This is a genomic window from Bartonella sp. CL100XZDX, assembly GCF_042195375.1.
Taxonomy (GTDB): domain Bacteria; phylum Pseudomonadota; class Alphaproteobacteria; order Rhizobiales; family Rhizobiaceae; genus Bartonella.
In genome coordinates, this window is the sequence record NZ_JBHIOH010000004.1 from 14523 (window position 1) to 38536 (window position 24014).

Annotated in this window: 16 protein-coding genes and 2 tRNA genes; 6 read left to right on the forward strand and 12 right to left on the reverse strand. The window is 36.6% G+C overall.

The window, feature by feature from the left end; all coding sequences use genetic code 11:
• The first annotated feature begins 7 nt into the window (after nt 1–7).
• A complete protein-coding gene (gene ybaL / locus ACFILU_RS00245) occupies nt 8–1759 on the forward strand; it encodes a YbaL family putative K(+) efflux transporter (RefSeq protein ID WP_375674310.1) in 1752 nt (583 codons plus the stop codon).
• A 15-nt stretch (nt 1760–1774) separates the two neighbouring features.
• The gene (locus tag ACFILU_RS00250; protein WP_273790695.1) at nt 1775–2728 is read left to right on the forward strand and encodes a YbhN family protein; all 954 of its coding nucleotides are present in this window, start codon (nt 1775–1777) and stop codon (nt 2726–2728) included.
• A gap of 1090 nt (nt 2729–3818) precedes the next feature.
• Here the strand turns inward: ACFILU_RS00250 and ACFILU_RS00255 are convergent.
• Nucleotides 3819–3894 (reverse strand) — tRNA-Lys (locus ACFILU_RS00255).
• A gap of 437 nt (nt 3895–4331) precedes the next feature.
• On the opposite strand from ACFILU_RS00255, the gene ACFILU_RS00260 reads away from it, so the two are divergent.
• Nucleotides 4332–5900, forward strand: a complete 1569-nt coding sequence (locus ACFILU_RS00260; protein WP_375674311.1) for a TerC family protein — start codon at nt 4332–4334, stop codon at nt 5898–5900.
• Nucleotides 5901–6471: 571 nt separating this feature from the next.
• Here the strand turns inward: ACFILU_RS00260 and ACFILU_RS00265 are convergent.
• The 4 genes from ACFILU_RS00265 to ACFILU_RS00280 form a co-directional block, all read right to left on the reverse strand.
• Complete coding sequence (locus ACFILU_RS00265; RefSeq protein WP_375674312.1) at nt 6472–6699, reverse strand: DUF6990 domain-containing protein; 228 nt, start codon at nt 6697–6699, stop codon at nt 6472–6474.
• Nucleotides 6700–8528: 1829 nt separating this feature from the next.
• Nucleotides 8529–8642: a YbfB/YjiJ family MFS transporter gene (locus ACFILU_RS00270; protein ID WP_375674313.1), complete on the reverse strand. Its 114-nt coding sequence runs from the start codon at nt 8640–8642 to the stop codon at nt 8529–8531.
• Nucleotides 8643–8647: 5 nt separating this feature from the next.
• Nucleotides 8648–8839 (reverse strand): hypothetical protein, encoded by a 192-nt coding sequence (locus tag ACFILU_RS00275; RefSeq protein ID WP_375674314.1) that lies wholly within the window; start codon nt 8837–8839, stop codon nt 8648–8650.
• 535 nt (nt 8840–9374) lie between these two features.
• Nucleotides 9375–9451, reverse strand: a tRNA-Arg gene (locus ACFILU_RS00280).
• A 263-nt stretch (nt 9452–9714) separates the two neighbouring features.
• Between ACFILU_RS00280 and ACFILU_RS00285 the strand changes: the two genes are divergently transcribed.
• Together ACFILU_RS00285 and ACFILU_RS00290 are read left to right on the forward strand one after the other, a co-directional pair.
• On the forward strand, nt 9715–10488 hold the full coding sequence (locus ACFILU_RS00285; RefSeq protein WP_273790691.1) for an NAD kinase: 774 nt from the start codon (nt 9715–9717) through the stop codon (nt 10486–10488).
• A 145-nt stretch (nt 10489–10633) separates the two neighbouring features.
• Complete coding sequence (locus tag ACFILU_RS00290) at nt 10634–12037, forward strand: DEAD/DEAH box helicase (RefSeq protein WP_375674315.1); 1404 nt, start codon at nt 10634–10636, stop codon at nt 12035–12037.
• 59 nt (nt 12038–12096) lie between these two features.
• Here ACFILU_RS00290 and gltX (ACFILU_RS00295) read toward each other — a convergent pair whose 3' ends face one another.
• The 7 genes from gltX (ACFILU_RS00295) to ACFILU_RS00325 form a co-directional block, all read right to left on the reverse strand.
• Nucleotides 12097–13470, reverse strand: coding sequence for a glutamate--tRNA ligase (gene gltX, locus ACFILU_RS00295; RefSeq protein ID WP_375674316.1), 1374 nt, complete (start codon nt 13468–13470; stop codon nt 12097–12099).
• Between the two features lie 10 nt (nt 13471–13480).
• A complete protein-coding gene (locus tag ACFILU_RS00300; RefSeq protein ID WP_375674317.1) occupies nt 13481–15142 on the reverse strand; it encodes an NAD+ synthase in 1662 nt (553 codons plus the stop codon).
• 123 nt (nt 15143–15265) lie between these two features.
• Nucleotides 15266–16645, reverse strand: coding sequence for a class II 3-deoxy-7-phosphoheptulonate synthase (locus ACFILU_RS00305; RefSeq protein ID WP_375674318.1), 1380 nt, complete (start codon nt 16643–16645; stop codon nt 15266–15268).
• Between the two features lie 68 nt (nt 16646–16713).
• A complete protein-coding gene (gene gor, locus ACFILU_RS00310; protein WP_273790686.1) occupies nt 16714–18105 on the reverse strand; it encodes a glutathione-disulfide reductase in 1392 nt (463 codons plus the stop codon).
• A gap of 203 nt (nt 18106–18308) precedes the next feature.
• On the reverse strand, nt 18309–18878 hold the full coding sequence (locus tag ACFILU_RS00315) for a DUF2059 domain-containing protein (protein WP_375674319.1): 570 nt from the start codon (nt 18876–18878) through the stop codon (nt 18309–18311).
• A 107-nt stretch (nt 18879–18985) separates the two neighbouring features.
• Nucleotides 18986–19690, reverse strand: a complete 705-nt coding sequence (gene rpiA, locus ACFILU_RS00320) for a ribose-5-phosphate isomerase RpiA (RefSeq protein ID WP_375674320.1) — start codon at nt 19688–19690, stop codon at nt 18986–18988.
• Nucleotides 19691–20172: 482 nt separating this feature from the next.
• Nucleotides 20173–22431 (reverse strand): ComEC/Rec2 family competence protein, encoded by a 2259-nt coding sequence (locus ACFILU_RS00325; RefSeq protein ID WP_375674321.1) that lies wholly within the window; start codon nt 22429–22431, stop codon nt 20173–20175.
• A 111-nt stretch (nt 22432–22542) separates the two neighbouring features.
• On the opposite strand from ACFILU_RS00325, the gene gltX (ACFILU_RS00330) reads away from it, so the two are divergent.
• Entirely contained in the window at nt 22543–23973 is a 1431-nt protein-coding gene (gene gltX / locus ACFILU_RS00330; protein WP_375663669.1) for a glutamate--tRNA ligase, read from the forward strand.
• Nucleotides 23974–24014 lie beyond the last annotated feature (41 nt).

Genomic DNA, 24014 nt, shown 5'->3' on the forward strand with positions numbered 1-24014 from the left:
ATAATCCATGCTCCACGACACACCACTTATCACAACTATTGTTGCAGGCTTATGTTTAGCATTTCTCTTGGGAATGATTGCTAGCCGTTTACGTATTTCACCACTTGTAGGCTATTTGTTAGCTGGTGTTATTGTGGGACCCAATACAGGCGGATTTAAAATAGATTCCGTCATCATTAATCAACTTGCTGAAATTGGTATTATTTTGCTGATGTTTGGTGTTGGGCTCCACTTTTCATTAAAAGACCTTTTATCTGTCAAAGCTATTGCTGTCCCTGCTGCTATTGCACAAATGGCATTTTCTACTTTTCTAGGTTTGTGCCTTGGTCTGATTATGGGATGGGGCTTCAGTGGTAGTTTGATCTTCGGTCTTGCTTTATCCATAGCAAGTACTGTTATCCTGCTACGTGCTTTGCAAGAGCGTCATCTTATTGAAACAGAAAAAGGACGCATTGCCGTTGGATGGTTGATTATTGAGGATTTAGCAATGGTCCTTATACTTGTCCTCATCCCTTCCTTGGCAAGTGCTCTCAGCAATACCAAAAAAGAAGCGTTGGATCCTCTTGTTCAATGGTTGGATTTAAGTATTTGGGGTATTTTTGGTCTCACCATCCTGAAAGTAATTGTATTTATTGCACTTATGCTCGTCATTGGGCGACGCGTTATCCCATGGCTTTTAAAAATGAGCGCACAATCGGGATCACGTGAATTATTTCGTCTTAGCGTCTTTGCTATTGCATTAGGAGTAGCTTTCGGAGCCGCTCATTTATTTGGTGTTTCCCTTTCTCTTGGTGCTTTTTTTGCTGGTATGGTCATGAGCGAATCAGAATTAAGCCACCGTGCCGCGGAAGAATCTTTACCACTGCGCGATGCTTTTTCTGTTCTCTTTTTTGTTTCTGTAGGCATGTTATTTGACCCCGAGAAACTCTTAACTCATTTTTTCCCTCTCTTAGCAACCTTATTCATTATCGTAATCGGAAAATCTGCTGTTGCCTTTTTCATCGTTAAGGCTTTTCGCTATTCTAATGCAACAGCTTTGACTATTTCTGCAAGCCTTGCCCAAATCGGAGAATTTTCCTTTATCCTCGCTGGTTTAAGTTTAAGCTTAGGACTTTTAAACAATGACGCTCATGATTTAATTCTTGGAGGAGCAATTTTTTCTATTTTGCTTAATCCTCTTGTTTTCATTGCCTGTAATAAAATTAAAAAACGTCTAGAAAAAAATTCTGCATCTTCACAAAATACCCAAACAATTATTGATATTGATCCACAAGATCCTGACCAAGATTTTTTACCGATGACCTTAAAAAATAACCATATCGTAATTATTGGCTATGGTCGTATCGGTAAGTGTGTTGCATTATCTTTAATAAATAGAGGTAAACCTATAGTGATCGTAGAAGAATCAAAACGCCTCTCTGATAAAGCGATTGCAGACGGCTTTGAGGCTATTTGCGGCAATATCATTCAACAAGAAATAATGAACGCAGCAAATATAAATAATGCACATAAAGTTGTTATTACAATGCGAAGTACCATTGAAGTAGGAGAATGTATCGTGAATATCCGTGATATGAAGAAAGATATCCAAATAATCACACATGCATTATCCGACACAGAAACAACATATCTCATTGATTTAGGTGCTGATGTTGTAGTAACAGATGATGAAGAAATTGCCAATGGCATTATAGAGTATATAACAGAACGAAGATCTGTAAGGAATATGCTCAATCATGAAAATTTACAGAAAACATAAAATGGATACAGAATCGTGAAAATAAAGCAATTTATATGGCCATTGATTGGTATCTTAGCAATGCTGGTATCTATTCGAATTCTTTACATGAAGCTCTCTGCCATTTCATTTGGGGATGTATTGGAGCGCTTGAGCAATTTAAATGCACAGCACTGGTTATTAGCCTGTTTATGTTCTCTCCTAGCTTATGCTGCTCTTGCTGGATATGATCGAATTGCCTTGCAACATCTAGGCCATAAAATTTCTTGGATTTTTATCGCTATATGTTCATTTACAACCTATGCTCTTTCACACAATATCGGTGCTTCAGTTTTTTCTGGTGCCGTTGTACGCTATCGCGCCTATAAAATGAAAGGGTTAAACGGAACAGAAATCGCAATATTAGTAGGTTTTTGCTCTTTTACTTTTGTAATCGGTACAATCTTACTTTTGGGAATCGTTTTGGTGCTGCAACCCGAAATTATCACCCTCATTCATAAAGAACTTCCTGAATGGCTAGGAACAGCAGCTGGAGCAATTTTACTCAGCTGTATAGCACTTTATACGTTTGGCAGCTGGCTTCAGTTAAAACCCTTACGCTTGGGTAAGAAAATTCAACTTTCCTATCCACGGCTGAAAATTGTTATTCAACAGCTTCTCATTAGCCCTCTAGAACTTTTAGGAGCAGCAGGAATTATATATGCTGTTCTCCCACACAACGCAGATATTCATTTTATCTCTGTTCTTGGTGTTTTCCTAGCATCTTTTACGATAACTCTTCTCTCTAATGCTCCAGCAGGAGGAGTAGGAGTTCTTGAAGCTCTCTTCATCACAGGCATGCCCAATATAAATCCAACCGATGTTATTGCAGCACTTATTGTCTTTAGAATGTTTTATTTGATTATACCGCTCATCATTTCATTATTTGTGGTCGCCATTTTTGAAGCGCAACAATATTGGAAAAGAGCCCCCAAAACACCACCTGAATAAATAAAAGGTTATCAATTACTTCTTTTTGTGTGCCTATATAAGAACAGGACACCATCGTGTTACCAATTTACATATTTTTTTAAGAAAACTCTCTCAGTGCTCTTCCCCATTACACAACAATACCCGTGAATGGTATAATAATAAAGTCATTGTTGCAACATCATCTTTAACTTAATAAAAGAGTAAGCCTGCACCATTATACTATTTTCCCAATGTTGTGATAATTTTTGGCGCCTAAGAACGTTAATAAGAATCATTTTTATGCTTTTCTTCAATAGTCTTTATCCGCACGTTAATCCCATTTATAATGCAAAAATAATAATTTTAATTGATTCATTATAAGAGGGATTGAAACAAAAGAAGTTTATGATAGTAAAGTTTAAAAAAAGAATAATTAATCATTATAAATCAATATATTATAATGATTCTGAGCGGCTTTCTTAATATTTATATTTTTAGAGGTTAAGCTAACGGAAAGACAGCATAGCATAACTTCATAGTTTAATATTTTTAAACTTGAAGCCTCATTAAAGCCTATTGTCTTTCGTTTAACAGGTACTAGTTTTAAACAATTAAACTGATCTAATTTTATTCCTGTTATGTCCGCTAAATACTTTATTTTATCTTGATTTACCCTCTTGGAATACTGATGATTATTACAGAAGTTTTTTGTTTAAGCGGGAGAGTTATCAAAAAATATCCACGCTGCTAATACAACTAAAGTGCAAAGTTTCTTCTGTCTTTAAACAATATGCTAAAAATCCAAAAAAAATTTAATCAATTTATATTAAAAGAAGTGAAAACTGTTGATTTTTATACCCCTTTAAATAAGATGATTGTCGGTAAGAAGCTTCTCCTTACCAATTGCGACTTTAAAAAAAGAAACAATACGCATTAAAAGATCTTTAAATGTCCTTTGGAAGTTTTTTGAGTCCCCTAAAAAGTACAAAAACCGATGACTAAGCTATATCAACAATCTTCACTTTTAAACAAACAGATATGGGGAAATCCTACTGCCCAATTTTATTTAGAAACTCGTATCTTAAAAAAATTTACGCAATCAATGAGTTATTTACGGTATAAAATAGAATGGTGGGTGATGAGGGGATCGAACCCACGACCCGCTGATTAAGAGTCAGCTGCTCTACCGACTGAGCTAATCACCCATAAGCTTCTCAAAAGACGAGAATGAGCGTTTCTATAACGCTCCTAAGGATGGATGTCCAGATATTTTGTTGTTTGTTATATAAACTCATTGTCTGTAAGGTTAAAAATATGATATTCACCACTTGATCTTATATAAAAATAAACCCATTATAAGAAGCTTTATAAATAAATGTTCTGATTGTTACACAGGACCTATAGTTAGAGGATTATCGAGCATAATGCCCGAGCAAAATTTAGAGGGACCTTCTTGTGGTTGTAAGCGGAATGGGGCATCATTTTGTTTTATCAGCAATCACATGCATTCAAGCAATATTGTGTTGTTTTTTTCTTTGAATATAAGTTTTCTTACATACAATGTTCATGATCCAATATACGAATAAAAGCCTATGAATTTTTTTTGTCAATCGCGCGCTTTTAAGCTTATAAAAGGTAAGGAATGATGGAATGGATCACTGATCCCCATGCGTGGTTTGGTTTGATCACGCTGGTTTTTCTCGAAATTGTTTTAGGAATAGATAACCTTATCTTTATTGCAATTTTAGCTGAAAAATTGCCACTGCATTTGCGTGACCGCGCACGCTTTATAGGTCTTACTTTAGCATTAATTATGCGGCTTTTCCTTCTTACAGTTATTGGATGGGTTATGAGACTCGATAGGGTCATTCTTTCACTTTCATCTTTTGTATTTAGTTGGCATAGCTTTATTTTAATCGGTGGTGGAGCCTTTTTGCTAGCAAAGGGAACGCTAGAATTACATGAAAGGTTAGAAGGGGTATCACATGAAAGAAAAACAGGCCTTGGTTATGCTGTTTTTTGGCAAGTAATCGTCCAAGTCGTGGTGCTGGATGCCGTTTTTTCACTAGACAGTATTATTACCGCAACAGGTATGATTGCAAAAGAGCAGGCAGCAGTTATGTATATCGCAGTCATAGCTGCTATGGGAGTAATGATGTGCGGATCTGGTGCTCTTATGCGTTTTATTAATCGTCATCCCACTATTGTAATCCTTTGTCTTGGTTTTTTGATGATGATTGGTTTTACTCTCATTGTTGAAGGGTTTGGTTTTCATATTCCAAAAGGGTATTTGTATGCTGCTATTGGTTTTTCTGTTCTTATCGAAGTTTTTAATCAAATTGGACGTCGTAACCGTGAAAAAATGATTAAAACGAATGATCTACGCAGTAGAACAGCTGATGCTGTTTTGAGGCTCTTAGGAGGAGGAAGCAAAGATAGTCACCTTGCTGAGACTGTAGATGTTATTGCTGAACAGGCCGCAGCATCTGAGTTGTTTAGACCAGAAGAAAAGGAGATGATTCGTGGTGTTCTCGATTTAGCTGATCGCCCTGTTCGCTCTATCATGTCGCCGCGTAATGAGATTGAGTGGTTAGATTTAAATGCTGATGAAAATGAAATGCGTGAAGAATTACAAAAGGTTAAACATAGCCGCTTAATTCTTGCGCGTGAAAAAGTGGATGAATTTGTTGGCGTTGCGTTGACAAAAGATCTTCTTTTGAATTTGGCTGAGGGGAAAAAGATTAATTGGAAAAAATCTATGCGAGAACCCCTCGTTGTTCATGAAAACACAAGTGTTTTACGATTGATGGAGCAATTACGTCATTCTTCGATTCAGCTTGCAATTATTGTTGATGAGCATGGATCTTTTGAAGGAATTGCAACACCAACCGATATTCTTGAAGCTATTGCAGGAGACTTTCCTGATGACGATGAAGAACTCATGATCGCAGAACAACTTGAAAATGGCAGTCTTCTTGTTGAGGGATATGCTGATATCCGCCGTTTAAGTGGTTATCTTGGGCGTAACCTTGTGGATGAAGCAGATCGTTATACGACTCTGGCAGGCTTTATGCTTTGGCAGTTTGGTCATTTACCAAATGAGGGAGAAAGCTTTGAAACTGATGGTTTACACTTTAAAGTGATTGAAATGGAACGCCGAAACATATCTAAAATCCTTATTTCTCCACTTGTAGCACCAGAAAAAAGCTAATTCTTTTTATAAGCAAAACGAATAAAAAGATTTTTTTATGATTTAAAATTGAAAAAAATAAGAAGTTGATGACTTAATTGCATTTCATTATTTTTATATTTTTTAAAAGCGTAAAATAATGACATACAAAAGTTATGTTATCAATGAACTTTCCATTACAAAAAATTTTCATTGATGATTGACAAAAAGCTGGAAGAGAGAAAATGATGCAAAATTATTTGTCAATAGTCATTAATCTCAAAAATAATGAATATATACAACATATTTATTTATAATAATTATTTATTACAATATTACCTTTATATCAAGAAAGCCTCTTTCAAACATCAGATTTCCGCCAATGGATAAAACTCCACCATTGTTGAGTTCACTCAACTGATGATGGCAGCTTTAAACCAGACTCTGGCTCCTATAATCTTTTTAGATCTTCTTGATATTTCTTAAGGAGCTATTCCTTATCTTTTGTTTCGATAAATTTAGCTATTTTTTTCCTTCCAAGAATGAGACTCAACCTCTCTGGAAAGGCCCTTATTAAGAACTTTGTTTTTCTTCTAGATAGCTCATATTGTTGCTACTTTTTAATTAAAGCGTAGCTGAGTTGCTTAGATTTGACTACTTCTTTGACTAAAGCCAATGCACGTTCAAAATGAATCTGTTGGGTATTTTCATCAAAGCCTAAATGATCCTCTGCACTGAAACTTTGATAATAAGATTGTAAGGTTACAACATCACCCAATAAAGACAGTGCACCAATATGAAGTAAGCTATAATCTGCATCATATACCTTGATAACCTTCATGTGCCTCCAACTTCACTCTATCGCCAAGGTGGTGCTCCATATCTGGAATAAAAGCATTTATGAAGATCAATTTTTTCTATCGCCTATTTCAAGACATAATCAAGCTTAATTCCAACCAATCTGCATATATTTCTTCTTCACAAACTCTCCACCCCTTTTTATCAAAATCAAGCTGTAGATCTTGTAAGTGCTGAGAATTGATAGGGATCAATTACCACGCAGGCAGCAGCTAAAATACCAGTCGTAATCGAAACTCCAAAATCAAATTGCGGATAACCTTTGATAATTGCGTCATTATAAAGAATTTGTACTTCACAATCTGGTAGTTGGTAACGTGCTGAATAATTATCTACCTCTTTATTTTTTCAACAGACCAATCAAGATTTTTGAAGAGCACTGTTGTACTCTCCATGATGAAAAAATTCTTTGCTCTACCTCAAAAGAGGTTGTATCCATATCAAAAGTCAAAAGCGAAGCAGATTTTTGCAAACAAAAGTGATAACGCCGTGTAAGAGAAGAATCTTATCAATAAGGTCTTTGGTGATTTCTTTTGCAACGTCTAAACGAGATGGAATCTTATTCATAAAAAAACACAACAAAGTCAATAGGTTTTGTGCAATTATTTTATATAAATCCCATTTAAAATCTACACTTTTATACGTGATTTAATTGACCATTTTTTATAAACAATTACCATGTATGAATAGACCACAAAAAGCAAATCATGATGCAAATGTTATAACGCATGTAAACATTCAAATGAAGTGAAAAGCAGCTATCATTCATAACAGTTCATAAATTTTATGATACGTTTTTATCACACACAAATCGTATTGTTAAAAACGTAATCGTTTGAAATTATCGATAAACATAAATTGCATGCGTTTAAAGAATGGTATGGGGTTTACTCTTTTTTTGAGCTAAACCTTAAAAAAATAATCATTTGAAACTATCATAAGATAGGTTTTAATTCATTAAGGGCACATAAAAGGATTTAAAGACAAGTCAATTTTAAAGCACCACTTACTAAAAAGTTAGTAAATGATAGGCAGACATTATGTAGATACTATCATCACAACAAGTCTTGCATTGCCATATACATTACCTCTAATCACGATATAATCAGGAGATCTTGGCATTGCCATAAACAGAGCCGTAGACCTTAGTATGACACCCCACACTAGCATTGCCATAAACCTTGCCTAAACAACCGCATGATCATAAACCGCGGCATTGCTATAAATACGTACAATACCGGATAATTTTTCATTCCCATAAACCCACGCATAATGATAAACTCAACCGTTATAAAAAAGATGAGCATTGTCATAAACATGAGCACCAAAATACACATAGGTTTTATCACATATAAGGGTATTGCCATAGACATAGCCCCCAATGGCAGTATTGCCATAGCCCCTTGTATTTTCATAAACACGACCAGATTTTACAACACAGGCATTATCAGCAACCCAGCAATTGCCATCATGATAGAGATTGCTTTCAATTTCAATAAAAGCATCTAGACCGCCTTTCTTACATCACCAAAATCTTTTAAAGCACGAATGCGATATAATGCCAGTCACGAAATCCATTTGATTGATCTATTCATATTTTGGATGGTTTTTTCTGATTAACAGGAGCGGTTTCATTTGCAATGAAAGAAATAACGGAGGTGTTTTTTGATATAGTTGTTATAATTAAACCTATATGTTTTTAAAAATTTTGAACAGACATTAAGCTAACTCCAAACCAAATGTTTGTTGAATCAAGTGCTCTGTTCAAACTAATAATAACATATTCATTACCTAGTAGTAGAATATCAACTCCTACACCTGCATAAAGCGAAGCAATAATCCGCCCATATGGCTATGCTGTATGACTATAATAGAACCAAAAATCATCATTGCTGCACTCGCAACACCAGCAGCAAAACGGATCAAAAGAACTAAGTATTAACGCCATGGAAATAATTAAGTGCACTCATTACTATAACTGTATAAGATAGCATACGAGGAGCAAGGAATATATTCCAAATTCTGCCAAACGTAAAGAACATACTCCCAACTAAATAACCATCATAATTAGCGCTTAGTATATAAGAACGTTGATTAAAGGTAAACAATCCCTCATCCAACATAACTGGCAATATCGGTGTATAGAGAAATCACCAGATACCCATATCAAAACCATACCGAATACAGCATTTTGAAACAATTCAAATCTTGAAGGTTGTTTTTTCTCCTTATTGTTCCTTTAACTGGTGATATTCCTCATCTGCGTTCCATCTCACCATAACAGCCTTTAGCTCCAAAAATAGAATAAAAGAAAATTTAGCTATCTATTTTAATGCTCAAAACAATATATTTAGCGATCTACTATCAACATCGCCAGAGCAGTTGTACAATAACATATTGAATTAATATGTATTTTTATGTTATAAATGTTTATAGTTAAATTGAAAGCATATTTAGATAATCTTGTTTTTTATCTCGATATTCAAAATGACTAACCGAAGAATTATATACGCAGCCGTAAATTTTGCTTCTCTTAAAATCATTTGCTTATTCGCTAAAAAACTTAATAAACAACTCAAATAACCATTTTCATAAAAGAGGAAATTGGCTTCTTTTTAGGTAATATTGTTATTTAGGATAATATGAAGTTGAAAAATTTGGTGCACCCGACAGAATTCGAATCTGTGACCTCTGCCTTCGGAGGGCAGCGCTCTATCCAGCTGAGCTACGGGTGCTTCACACTGATTATTAAAATCAGTTATGGTCTTTTAACTAATCATACTCTTAGCTTCAATGCTAAATTATCATTCTAATAAAAAAATTACTTGTTTGTGATTTATCTAACGACGCACTCCTTTTACTTTTTAATGATACTTTACCTTGAAATAACTTCTCTTTATTCAATGCTCTTTTTATTATAAAAAGAGCTTTTATTACAACTTCAAAACTCTCATAAATAAGTTACAACATAAATTATAAGTATCAGGACAATTTTTAAATGGCTACATTACCAAGTCGCTTTCATTTTATTTCCGCAGAAACTGAGGAGGCTATCAAAGCTACCCATAAATTAATTTCCGTTTATGGTCATTCTTCTCTGGAAGAAACTGATATTGTTGTTGCAATCGGTGGTGATGGGACAATGTTACAAACCGTACGAGACGTCATGAACACAGGCAAACCTATTTATGGCATGAATCAAGGTTCTGTAGGATTTCTTATGAATGAATTTCATGAAAAAAAATTGCCCAATCGTATTGCTGCCGCACATAAAAAAGAAATCCATCCCCTGCGCATGATTGCAAAATCTGAATGTCAAGATTCTATCGAGGCGCTTGCAATTAATGAAGTATCCCTCTTTCGGCAATCTTATCAAGCCGCAAAAATTCGCATCACCATTGATAACAACGTACGCATGGAACAATTAAGTTGTGATGGTGTCCTCGTCGCTACACCAGCTGGATCAACCGCCTATAATTTATCAGCACAAGGACCTATCTTACCTCTTATGGCTCCCCTTATGGCCCTCACTCCTGTTAGCCCTTTTCGCCCTCGGCGTTGGCATGGAGCTTTGCTTCCCAATACAGTAACAGTGCGCTTTGATATGCTTGAACCTGACAAACGCCCTGTAAATGCTGCTGCAGATAATATTGAAGTTAAATCTGTCCATTCAGTTACTATTTCAATGGCAACAGAAGTAACAGCTTCAATCCTTTTTGACTCAAATCATTCATGGGATGAGCGCATTTTATCAGAACAATTTCGCTATTAATGATTGTATTATGCGTTTTATGTGTATATGATTGTTATAGTTAATTTTTTGTAAAAACATCTTAACACTTTTAAAGAGTGTAGAATATTGGTTATAATTATCATTTAGATAACGCAGTTAAAATCACAGAGCAGTTGATAAAAAAATGATACCATCTTTAAACAGTTTTGATGATTTAGGTCTTTCCGCAAAGGTTATTAATGCGGTGAAATCAGCGGGGTATACAGCTCCAACACCTATTCAAAGCGAAACAATTCCGCATGTCCTTCAAAGAAAAGACGTTTTAGGAATCGCCCAAACGGGAACAGGTAAAACTGCCTCTTTCGTATTGCCTATGCTCACTCTCCTTGAAAAAGGTCGTGCAAGAGCACGAATGCCCCGTACGCTCATCTTAGAACCAACAAGAGAAATTGCAGCTCAAGTTGAAGAAAATTTTGATAAATACGGAATAAATCATCGTTTAAATGTTGCTCTTTTGATTGGTGGAGTTTCTTTTGAACTCCAAGATCGCAAACTTGAACGGGGAGCTGATGTTCTTATAGCAACACCAGGGCGCCTTCTTGATCATTGCGAGCGCGGTAAACTGCTCCTGATGGGCGTTGAAATCCTTGTGATTGATGAAGCTGATCGCATGTTGGATATGGGCTTTATTCCTGATATTGAACGCATCTGTAAGCTAACTCCTTTTACGCGTCAAACTTTGTTCTTTTCTGCAACAATGGCGCCAGAAATTACAAAACTAACGAAACAATTTTTACATTCTCCTGTATCTGTTGAAGTTACAAAAGCATCCTCAACTGCAACCACAATTACACAGCGGCTTGTCAAATCTGGAAATAAATCATGGGATAAAAGAGCGGTTTTACGAGAGCTTATCCAAAATGAAGGTGCAGAGCTTCAAAATGCAATCATTTTCTGTAATCGAAAGAGAGATATCTCTGAACTTTTTAGATCGCTCATCAAACATAACTTTAATGTAGGGGCACTTCATGGAGATATGGACCAATATTCGCGCATGAACACCCTAGCTGATTTTAAAAATAATAAACTTACACTTCTTGTTGCTTCTGATGTTGCTGCCCGTGGACTCGATATTCCAGCTGTAAGTCATGTATTTAACTATGATGTTCCTACACATGCTGAAGACTATATCCATCGAATTGGTCGTACAGGGCGTGCAAATCGCAGCGGAAAAGCTTTTACAATTGTCACAAAAGCTGATCAAAAATATATCAATGCCATCGAAGAAATGAGTAATGAAAAAATTGAATGGCTCAATGGAGATCTCTCAACTTTAATAGCTGATGATCAAACAGAAGATATTGTTGTAAAGAAAAAATCTTCAAAACCATCAAAGAAAACTGCTCCAAAAGAGCCTGTTGTTCACACTAAAAAATCTGTAGAAGAGAATAAAACAGAATATATCAAAAATGCAAATAATAAGGAGAAGCCATCTGAGCAACAACACTCACGAAAAAATAAGAATTACACACCCATTGGATTTGGTGATGATATTCCTGCTTTCATGCTTATAAAAACGTGTAAATAAACCCGTTCTTTACTCTCTTTAAGAGTGAAATGAACGAAATACTTTAAAAAAATCCGCTCTTATTTCCTAGAGAGCCTTTCCGTTACCTTTTTACGCCCTAAAAGCTGCAAAATTTTTCCCATTTCAGGTCCATGATCCATGCCCGTAAGTGCCTGACGTAATGGCATAAATAAAGCTTTTCCTTTTCGACCTGTTTTTTCTTTTAATGCTGTTGTCCAAATTTTCCAACTTTCCTCATTCAAAGCACCTTCAGGTAAGAAATCGAGTGATTGGTGCACAAAAGCACGATCCTCTAGTGCTACTGTATCAAAATTCTGTTCATCATGAATGATTTTCCACCAAAAAACAGCATCATTGACTTTATTAATATTGCTTCTTATCGCGTTCCAGAAATATTCCGCCTTATCTCCCTCAATAGAAAGTTTTTTAAGGCGCATTTTTACTTCCTCATAGGTTAACTCATGGACAAGATGACTATTCAAAGCAAGAAGATCAGCAATATCAAATTTTGCAACGGATCTTGACGTATCTTGGAGATTAAAATGCTCTAAAAGCGCAGCTTGATTGGGATAGGGATGCACATTTTGCGATGTCCCAATCAAAACGGCAAGGCATTGAACAGCTATAGATTCAAATCCTTCTTCCCGTAGAGAACGAATAGAAAGATCATTATTACGTTTTGAAAATCCTTTTCCTAAAACTGTCGCCAATAAATTGGTATGAGCAAAAACCGGTAATTCTGCATTAAGAGCTTTAAAAAGAGCAATTTGAGCGCCTGTATTTGTAATATGATCATCCCCACGAATAATATGCGTAATAGCCATATCTACATCATCAACAATAGACGGCAATGTATAAAGATAGGTTCCATCTTCACGAATAAGAACAGGATCTGAAAGAGAAGCTAAATCAATCGTCTGCTTTCCCTTTATTGCATCATTCCAGCAAACTTCTGTTCGCTTTGTGTGTAAAGGATCACTTTCAAAATTAGGAAGAAGAAAACGCCAATGGGGTTTACGACCTTTTGATTCAAAGTTTTTTCTCTCTTCTGTTGTCAACTTCAATGCTGCACGGTCATAAACAGGAGGCAATTTGCGTGAAAGCTGGATTTTACGACGCCGCTCTAATTCCTCTGTTGTCTCATAACAAGGATAAAGAAGACCACGTTGTTTGAGAATTTCTACCACTTCATCATATCGATTAAATCGCTTGGATTGGTAATAAATTGCATCTGGTTGAATACCAAGCCATTCAAGGTCAACAGCAATAGCATCGATATATTCTTGTTTAGAACGTTCAATATCTGTATCATCATAGCGTAAAATAAATTCTCCCTTATACGCTTGCGCATAAAGCCAGTTGAAAAGCGCAATACGGATATTGCCAATATGAATATAACCTGTTGGAGAGGGAGCAAAACGAACTTTAACCATAAAATAATACTCAATTTTTATCGCGAAAATGATTGACTATGGGATAGCGACGATCGCGTCCGAAATTTTTGTAACTGATTTTTACACCAGGCGCAGATTGACGCCTTTTATATTCGGCACCATAAAGAAGCTGTTCAACTTTCGCAACAGTTTCTCGTGAGTGTCCACGTTTAACAATATCACAAATACTCATGTCATTTTCTACAAGAGATTGTAAGATATCATCTAGAATAGGATAAGGCGGAAGAGAATCTTCATCTTTTTGATTTTCTCGCAGCTCTGCAGAAGGCGCTTTTTCTATAATATTGGATGGAATGACAATCCCTTCTGGTCCTCTTAAATTGTGCAAGTGATTTTTATTGCGCCACTCAGCTAATGCATAAACCTGCATTTTATAAATATCTTTAAGAGGATTAAACCCGCCATTCATATCACCATACAGTGTCGCATATCCCACAGCCATTTCTGACTTATTGCCTGTCGTTACCACCATTGAACCGAATTTATTTGAAAGCGCCATTAAAACTGTACCGCGTATACGACTTTGAAGATTTTCTTCTGTTATATCAGGGGGTAACCCTAAAAAAAGAGGTGCCATTGTCTTTAAAAAAGCCTCAACAGGTTGTGCAATCGGTATGATTTCATAACGACATCCCAAAAGATCAGCACATTCTTTGGCATCTTTTAATGATTCTTGCGAAGTATAATGATAGGGCATCATAATGGTGCGAACCCTCTCAGCACCAAGAGCATCCACCGCCATTGCCGTACACAGGGCTGAATCAATTCCTCCTGAAAGACCAAGAATAACATCCTTAAAGCCGTTTTTATTAACGTAATCTTTCAACCCCAAAACACAAGCTTGATAATCAGCCGCTAATCCATTGAGAAGACTTTCATTAGGACCTGAAATACAGTGCCATCCCGTCGTTGTTTTTTGCCAATGGCTTAAAGCAATATGGCTATCAAAGTGTTTCATTTGAAATATCTTTTTGCCTTGTCCATTCAAGGCAAAAGACCCACCATCAAAAACGAGCTCATCTTGACCACCAACTTGATTAGCGTAGATAATTGGCACTCCAGATTGTAGAGCTTGCGTATGGATAACATCTATACGTTTTAAAGTTTTATTACGATAGTAGGGAGATCCGTTAAGGACAAGAATAATTTCCGCTCCTTTATCTTTAAGCTCTGTACTAAGAGAGGAATCATTCCAAAGATCCTCACAAATGACTATTCCTAATTTGATTCCATGATAGACAATAGGCTGAGGACGTGGACCTGAAGAAAATAAACGCTTTTCATCAAATTCAGCATAATTAGGTAAATCAAACTTCAAACTTTCGGCAATGACTCTCCCTTCATCAAGAACCATGACAGCGTTGTAAATATTACCATTGTGCCTTAATGGAAGACCAATGACAATTCCTGGTCCGCCTACGGTTATCTTTGCTAATTTCTCAACAGTCTCTTCACATGTTTTTGTAAAAGCAGGTTTTAGAACAAGATCTTCCGGCGGATAAGCGCTTATAAAAAGTTCCGTGAATAAAACAAGATCAGCCCCCTCTTCTTTGGCCTTTTGATGCGCCATGACAGCTAAAGAAAAATTCCCCTCAATATCACCGACAATAGGATTTAATTGGGCAATTGATACCCGAAAATCATTTTTCATAAGCCTTTGTATCATTTCATCAGTTTAGCAACCACAACTTTATTCTTCATCATCGGAAATATCACTTTTTTAAAAATTCTCTTCTGCCATAATGACCTAAAAAAATATTAAGTAAATTTTTGCCTACCCCTCAGCAGCAATTGCTAACGAGTCAGTCGCACGATTTTTTTTAAGGAGTTCAGCAACAAGAAAAGCCAATTCTAACGCTTGATCTGCATTTAGCCGAGGATCACATTGCGTATGATAACGATCAGATAGATCGTCCACAGAAATGGCATGCGCCCCTCCTGTACATTCAGTAACATCACGACCTGTCATCTCAATATGAATGCCCCCTGGATAAGTTCCTTCTCCACGATGCACTGCAAAAAAATTCTCTACTTCTTTTAAAACATAATCAAAGGGACGCGTCTTATAACCATTGGCAGTAATTGTATTGCCATGCATTGGATCACATGACCATATAACCGCACGCTTCTCGCGTTCAACGGCACGGATGAGTTTAGGCAGATAACGTTCAACTTTATCATAACCAAAGCGCGTAATGAGAGTAAGCCGCCCCAACTCGTTTTCAGGATTTAAAATATCAATTAATTTTAAAAGCTCATCAGACTCAATGGAAGGACCACATTTTAATCCTATAGGATTTTTAATGCCGCGACAATATTCAACGTGAGCATGGTCAATCTGACGCGTACGGTCACCAATCCATAACATATGACCAGATGTTGCATACCAATTTCCTGAAGTTGAATCAATCCGAGTCAAAGCCTCTTCATAACCAAGCAACAGTGCTTCATGACTGGTATAAAAAGATGTTTCACGCAATGAAGAATGTGTTTTGGATGTAATCCCTATAGAACGCATAAAATCAATTGCTTCAGAAATACGCTCTGCCAATAATTCATAACGTTCCCCCTGCGGACTGTTAGAAACAAAACTCAACATCCATGTGTGAACATTTTCTAAATTAGCATAGCCACCTTGTGAAAAAGCACGCAATAGATTAAGTGTTGCCGCTGATTGGCGATAAGCCATAGACATCCGTTGCGGATCTGGAATACGAGAACCGGCTTCAAATTCAATGCCATTAATAATATCCCCACGATAAGCAGGAAATTCAACTCCCTCTTTTCTTTCTATATCAGAAGAGCGAGGCTTTGCAAATTGACCAGCAATACGACCAATTTTAACAACCGGTTTAGAACTACCAAAGGTTAAAACAATCGCCATTTGCAAAAATACGCGAAAAAAATCACGGATATTATCAGCTTCATGTTCTGCAAAGCTTTCGGCACAATCACCACCTTGTAATAAAAAAGCTTGGCCTTTCGCTACGGCTGCTAATTCATTTTTTAAATCACGTGCTTCACCGGCAAAAACTAAAGGAGGATAGCTTCTCAGTTTTAGCTCAACATCTTCTAACATAGACTTATCCGGATAAGTCGGAACTTGTTTAATTGGCCTTGTTCTCCAAGTGTCAGGCGCCCATTCTTTTATCATTACACTCTCTCTAAAGATTAAGCTTACAGATTAGCATATCAAAAACTTTTTACCATAATATATGCTGTTTAACTTTCTATTTTCTTCCCATTTTCATATATATAACTTGGTTTATACATTGTTACCAATTCTTCTGCCATCGTTGGATGCACTGCCATCGTCTCGTCAAAAATATCCTTCGTCAGCTTACCCTTGAGAGATATCCCTATAAGCTGTGCCATCTCACCAGCATTTTCCCCTAAAATATGAGCGCCCACAACAATACGGCTTTCACCATCAACAATGAGTTTCATAAGCATTTTCTCTGAACTACCAGAAAGAACATTACGCATAGGACGAAAAACTGTACGATAAATTTCAAGACGCTTATAACGCTTTACCGCCTCTTCTTCTGAAAGACCCACCGTTCCAATCTCTGGCTGTGAAAAAACTGCTGTTGTAATTAAATCATAATCAGGTGTTGTGGGAATATTCTCAAATGCTGTCTTAACAAAACACATTGCATCATGAATCGCAACAGGTGTTAATTGAATATGACCTGTTACATCACCAACAGCCCAAATATGGGGGATATTTGTTGTCATTTTCTCATCAACAACAACTGCACCAAATTCATCCACTTGAACACCTGCCCTATCAAGTCTTAAACCCGTTGTATTTGGTACACGCCCCGTAGCCAACATAATCTGATCGGCACTGATTATTTTCCCATTTGATAAAACAACTTCATAACAATTTTCTGCAGCCTGCACTTTAGAAATTGTTATTCCGTAGAGAATAGAAATCCCTTTTTCAATCATTGCATCGCTGAGCAATTGCCGCAAATCATGATCAAAATTACGAAGGATTAAATCACTCCGATGGAGGAGTGTTGTTTTTACACCTAATTCATGAAAAATATTAGCAAATTCAACACCAATATACCCTCCACCAACAATGACTATTGATTTTGGGAGTTGATCAAGGTCAAAAATCTCATTAGAAGTAAGGCAAAATTCACCACCTTCTATGGGAGTATTTTGTGCAAATTTTGCTCCCGTTGCAATCAAAATTTTTTCTGCACTTACCCGCTCACCCGTGGCAGAAAGCTCTAATGTGTGATCATCTATAAAAGTAGCACGACTTTCATAAATATGCACATTGTTATTTTCTAATCCCTTACGATACAGCCCTTCTAACCTTGATATTTCTTTATTTTTAGCTGCAACCAACTTTTCCCAGCTAAAAATTGGATCCGCATATTCCCACCCAAAACCAACACTTTTCTTAAATTCTTTTACATATTGTGATGCATAAACATAAAGTTTTTTGGGAACGCAACCACGAATAACACAAGTGCCCCCTATACGATATTCCTCTGCTATAGCGACCCGCTTGCCAAGACCTCCAGCAAGCCGTGCTGCACGCACTCCACCAGAACCACTTCCAATAACAAATAAATCAAAATCAAAAGAGCCCACGAATTATTCCTTCTTATATAGCTGCAAGAGTAGGCTAAGGTCTTTTATTATCAAATGAAAGTCTTTTTTTCTTTTGAAGAAGCATTTTTTATAAAGCAGTATTCTAAAAAGACCTACTCTCATTAAAATATTAAAAACGGCGGGAAAACCGCCGCTATTAAAAAAATCAGAAATTGCCCATTGTTGTCATGATATCGATCAAGCTATTTTTTATTTTCTGAAGATTCTGATTTTATTGGCATATTTGTAGGCATAGTAGAATTATTCAAATTAAGTGTTTCAGACATCTCTTTTTTCACATTTTCTATAAGATCCCGCATAAGAGCAGTACGCCATATATCAAATGCTGAATAAGAATCACGTGCAATATTGGGGACTTCTGTCAAAAACTTTTTACCGGTATCAGAATTATAAAATGTTGTTATCGCATCAAGCTCTTTTTGAGTAAAATATTTTGCATATACATGAGCAATCTCTTTTTCTAGATCAGAGCGCCTTTTAATTAAAGCAAGCGCCTGCTTATCAACAATATCAGAAATAGCTGTTGCTAAATTCGGATCATCGCTGATCAGTTCATTTTTGAAATCATGGACCGCATTTGGTAAAAAACTATCAAATTGATCCGTTGCATGAATAGCTCTGATTGCCTTTCGCGCTGAATCCAAATGTTGATCACTCACACCTTGTGCATAAACCGTTCCAACATTTACAAAAAAAATAGCAATTACACCAAAATATACGACAAAACGCTGAAAAGAAAATATTATTTTCATTTAATGATTACCCCGATAGCTAATTATAATTTTAATTCGTTATTCTACCTAAAATCTTTAAGACCCTTTATTTACTGTGCTAACATATCATCATGTAAATGCCTTTTCTAAAAATCAAACGGTTCTAAAACTTTTATTTGACCATCAGCCATAGCGACAATTGCACGTGAAGCCAACCCCAAAAAAAGGCCATGCTCAACAACACCAGGAATAGCAAGAAGTGCATCCGATAATGGTTTTGGTTGCAAAATGCAGCCCCAAAATGCATCAAGAATAAAATGGCCACCATCTGTTTCAAAAGGATCTTTTCCATTCATTCGCAATGAAATTTTCCCAGAAAGCCCTAAATCATCAGCGACTTTTTCAATGGCTCTACATGTTGTGTGGATACCAAATGGATTAACTTCAATTGGTAGTGCAAAAGCACCAAGTCTTTTTACCACCTTTGTTTCATCCGCAATGACAAGCATTGCACGAGATGCCGATGCTACAATTTTTTCATACAACAATGCTCCCCCTCCCCCTTTAATGAGCATCATCTCAGGACCAATTTCATCTGCTCCGTCAATATCAAGGTCCAGCTCAGGTATTTGTTCTAAAGTGCTAACAGGCACTCCAAACTTATGACAGAGTTGTTCAGAATATCTTGAAGTAGCAACACCAGTCACACGCAAACCATCCGCAACACGCTCACCTAGAAGATGAATAAATTCATTGACTGTCGAACCAGATCCGATACCAAGCCGCATACCATCTTCAACAAACTCAAGCGCTTTAATAGCTGCCATTTTTTTTAACTGCTGAACATTCATGAATGACTTTGCCTTCTATCCGTATAAGCAGCATTTATCACCCCTATTACCACCGATAATAATGATAATAAAAGATAACCTCTTGACGCAATCTATTTAAATTTACCATCATCTTTTGCTTGAAGAGATGTTACCCGTTATAGAAATATATGATAAGAATAAAATAGAATAATCAACAATTATCTTTTTTATTTCTTTGAGAAGATTTGTTAGCATTTTTTTCATTCAATAAGAATTTTTGATTTATCTTGTGCTATCAATAGGATGCACAAAGATGCACATATCAATTTTTTTGAAAAAATTAAAATGATCAGATATAAAAAATCATCTATTTCTAGAAAACTGTAGATTATTATCTCGTTTCAATGACGTTGATAAAATTACCAATCTAAATACCGTAAAATATTATGAGAAAAGTCTTCTGTTATTTTTTGTTTTGTCATTATCCAAATGTGAAGCAAAATATGACCGATTATATGTTTTTATGAATGCTGTCTGTGCATATTCCATGGTCTATGAAACCCTAGAGAAGACCAAATAATATCTCCACCTTTGGTCATCATAACGCTTCCTCGTGATAACAATTGTTGAGGCATAAATATTATTTTTGACTTCTTGTAACAAGTTGGATTATGCATCACAAATGTCTGAATGAGAATATCTGCCTCTACACATTGATCTGTTTCTCTCTGTAAAACGATCACTTTTAATCCATTATCCAATAAAGATGTACATACATGATAATCACAAATAAATTGTCCGTGCAACGAAGGACCATATTTTGTTGGTTTAATCGTTTCATTCACACGAAATGACTTTTTCCATATGGATGTCGTGAACTTAGAAATATGGTAACGATCAATATATAATTTTTTATCATGGATAACGCCCACGAGACGCATATTATCTGCTATAATCAGTTGTACAGGTGAATGCATTACACAAATAGAAATACCTGCCAAAATAAACAAACTAAAAAAGAGCCGGATGGGTGTTTTGCAAAAAGTCAGTCCAACCAAGCCTATACTCAATAAAACTAACGCTGATAACGGCATAAAACCAGGATTCAAATCAGGAGAAATAGCCTTGATAGCATGTGCAATCTTTATTACAAGATCAACTCCAAAACCCATAATTTGAAGAGGAAGCCATTCGAATCCTCCTAACATTGCAAGAACTGCGATTAACCCAAAGGGAATGACAAAAATTGAGATGACAGGCAAAGCAAAAGCATTACTAATAATGCTCAAAGATGCCATATTAGAAAAATGATAAGCAGCATAAATTCCACTTGCACTCCCTGCAACAAAGGAAGAAGCACATGTTGAAAGCATCGATGAGAAAACAAAATTTATCACTCCTCCTCCAACATAAGAGGGTGTTGTTTTTCTTTTACGAAAAAATGATCTTCCACTCCACCAATCAAAAAAAGCGATCAAAGCAGCAGTCGCAGAAAAGGACATTTGAAAGCTAGGACCTAATATTTCATGGGGTGTCATCGCTAGAGTTATCAACCCTGCAATGGAGAAATTACGCATTGTTATAGCAGAGCGATTACACAATATAGCAACCAACATAACAGCAATCATCACAAAACTTCTTTGCGCTGATATTGCTAAGCCCGACAATAACAAATAAAAAGCTGTTATCATAAAAGCAACGATAGCAGCAAATTTTTTACTGGAATAATAGGAAGAAAAAACTGGAAAAAATGCTAAAAAACTACGGATACTCAAAAGAACTATGCCGCTTAACAACGCCATATGTAAACCTGATATTGATAAAATATGGGCTAATCCAGCTGTACGTAATGCTTCATTTGTCTCATTTGAAATACCAGCACGCTGCCCTGTTATGAGGGCAGCTGCAACACTCCCCTTTTCTCCTTCAAGGGCTATATGGATTCTTTGTGTCATCTTCGTGCGTAAATTTTCAATTTTCTGTAGAATGATAGCGAATATTCCATCAGGCTGCGAAACGAATATTTTTCTTGGTTTTTCTAAATAAACGCCTTGTGCTCCAATTCTTTTAAAATAATTATGAAAACTAAAATCGTAGCCTCCTGGACGCACAGGCCCAGAGAATGCACGAATCTTAACTTTTCCATGCAGTCCATCACCAATCGCTAAGCCAGATGGCAAATATCTTGCCGATAAACGAACACGATGAAGACTATGGCGTAATACAGGATTTTCTGTATTCAAAATCTCCAAAACTAAACGAAATCCTCCTTTGGCACCTGACTCAATAGAAACAATTCTTCCCGTCAATGTAGTGACAATGTCACTGCTTAGCATGGGTGTTGCAATACGCCACGTTTCTATTTTTGCCGCTAAAGCACCCAATATAATACAAAACAGAAACCCCACGGGAATCCATATTTTTCGATAAAAACGTGCAACATAGAATATTCCCAGAAAAATACTGACCAACGCCCCCAATTGTCCCCAACTTGGTTCCCACTCTAAATGAAAATAGAAAATGATTCCTAGGGCAAAAAAGACTAAAATCAGCGAAAAAAGGATACCAAAAGAAACTTCTTTATTGATACAATCTTCTAACCATTTGCGAAAAAAAATGATTACTTCTTTTAAGAGTGTCAATAAAAAAAGTTTTTGTTGGTTATAGCTACCGTTCTTTGCATCATCATATCTAGAAAAAACACTCTGCCCTATCTGACATGGCTTTTTTCCTTCTGTAACAGATTTTTCGGATAAACCCTCTTTACTTTTATAAAACATCAGTCCCCCACTTTAACTCGCAATACGGCTATTGCACGCCCCATCACTTATGCTAACATGACTTTTCTATAAAATTCCATAAGTAATATCTTAGTTTAAAGGAAAATATTCGTGTCTGTTATTACTCGTTTTGCCCCTTCACCCACTGGCTTCCTTCATATTGGTGGTGCTCGTACTGCTCTTTTTAATTGGCTTTATGCAAAACATACCGGTGGAAAAATGCTTTTACGAATTGAAGATACAGACCGAGAGCGTTCAACAGAAGCAGCTGTAAAAGCCATTATAGATGGCTTGCACTGGATGGGTCTTAGTTATGATGGCGCCCCTATTTCGCAATTCGAACGAGCAGAACGTCACCGCCAAATCGCTGAACAGTTGGTCAAGAATGGCAAAGCATATTATTGTTATGCTTCACCTGAGGAGTTAGCTGAAATGCGTGAAAAAGCCCGTTCAGAAGGGCGCCCACCACGTTATGATGGACGTTGGCGCGACCGTGATAGTTCTGAAGCTCCTAAAGGTGTTAAGCCTGTTATTCGCATCAAAGCCCCTCAAGATGGAGAAACGATTGTACATGATCGTGTTCAAGGTGATGTCCGTTTTCCTAATAAAGATCTCGATGACTTCATTATTTTGCGTTCTGATGGTTCGCCTACCTATATGCATGCTGTTGTCGTTGATGATCATGATATGGGCATCACACATATTATACGTGGTGACGATCATCTTACCAACGCAGCCCGACAAACGATTATCTTTAAAGCAATGGGATGGGACATTCCTGTTATGGCCCATATTCCTCTTATCCATGGTGAAAACGGTGCAAAATTATCAAAGCGACATGGTGCGCTCGGTGTTGATGCCTACCGAACAATGGGATATCTTCCTGCTGCTTTGCGCAATTACCTTGTCCGTTTAGGTTGGAGTCATGGTGATGACGAACTGATGTCACTTAAAGATATGATTTCTTGGTTTGATATTGAGGATATTAACAAAGGTGCTGCTCGTTTTGATCTCAAAAAGCTCGATTCCATCAACGGACACTATATGCGTATGAGTAATGATCAAGAACTTTTTGATGCCGCTCTTAATATTCTACCAGAAACCGATAGGGGAGCACAAATTATTGAAAAACTTGATGAAAAACGCCGTGTTCAATTTTTAAAAGCAATCCCGCATTTGAAAGAACGTTCAAAAACACTGTGCGAACTGATTGACAATGCCTCCTTCATTTTTACGCAACGACCTTTACAACTTGATGAAAAAGCTCAAATGCTCTTAGATAAAAATGGACGAACCATTTTAAACGATCTTTATCTTGCTCTGAAAGCGTGCCCCTCTTGGGATACAAAAACTCTAGATGAAACACTTCGCTCTTTTGTCCAAACACAGAATCTCAAATTTGGATCTATCGCCCAACCACTTCGCGCAGCTCTTACAGGATGTGCAACATCACCAGGTGTTTTGGATATTCTTATTTTATTAGGACGCGATGAATCCCTTCATCGCATCAAGGACCAACTTATCACAACAATATGCCCATGATGTGCACTGAGTATATTTCCTCAAATAAGGATCTATACAGA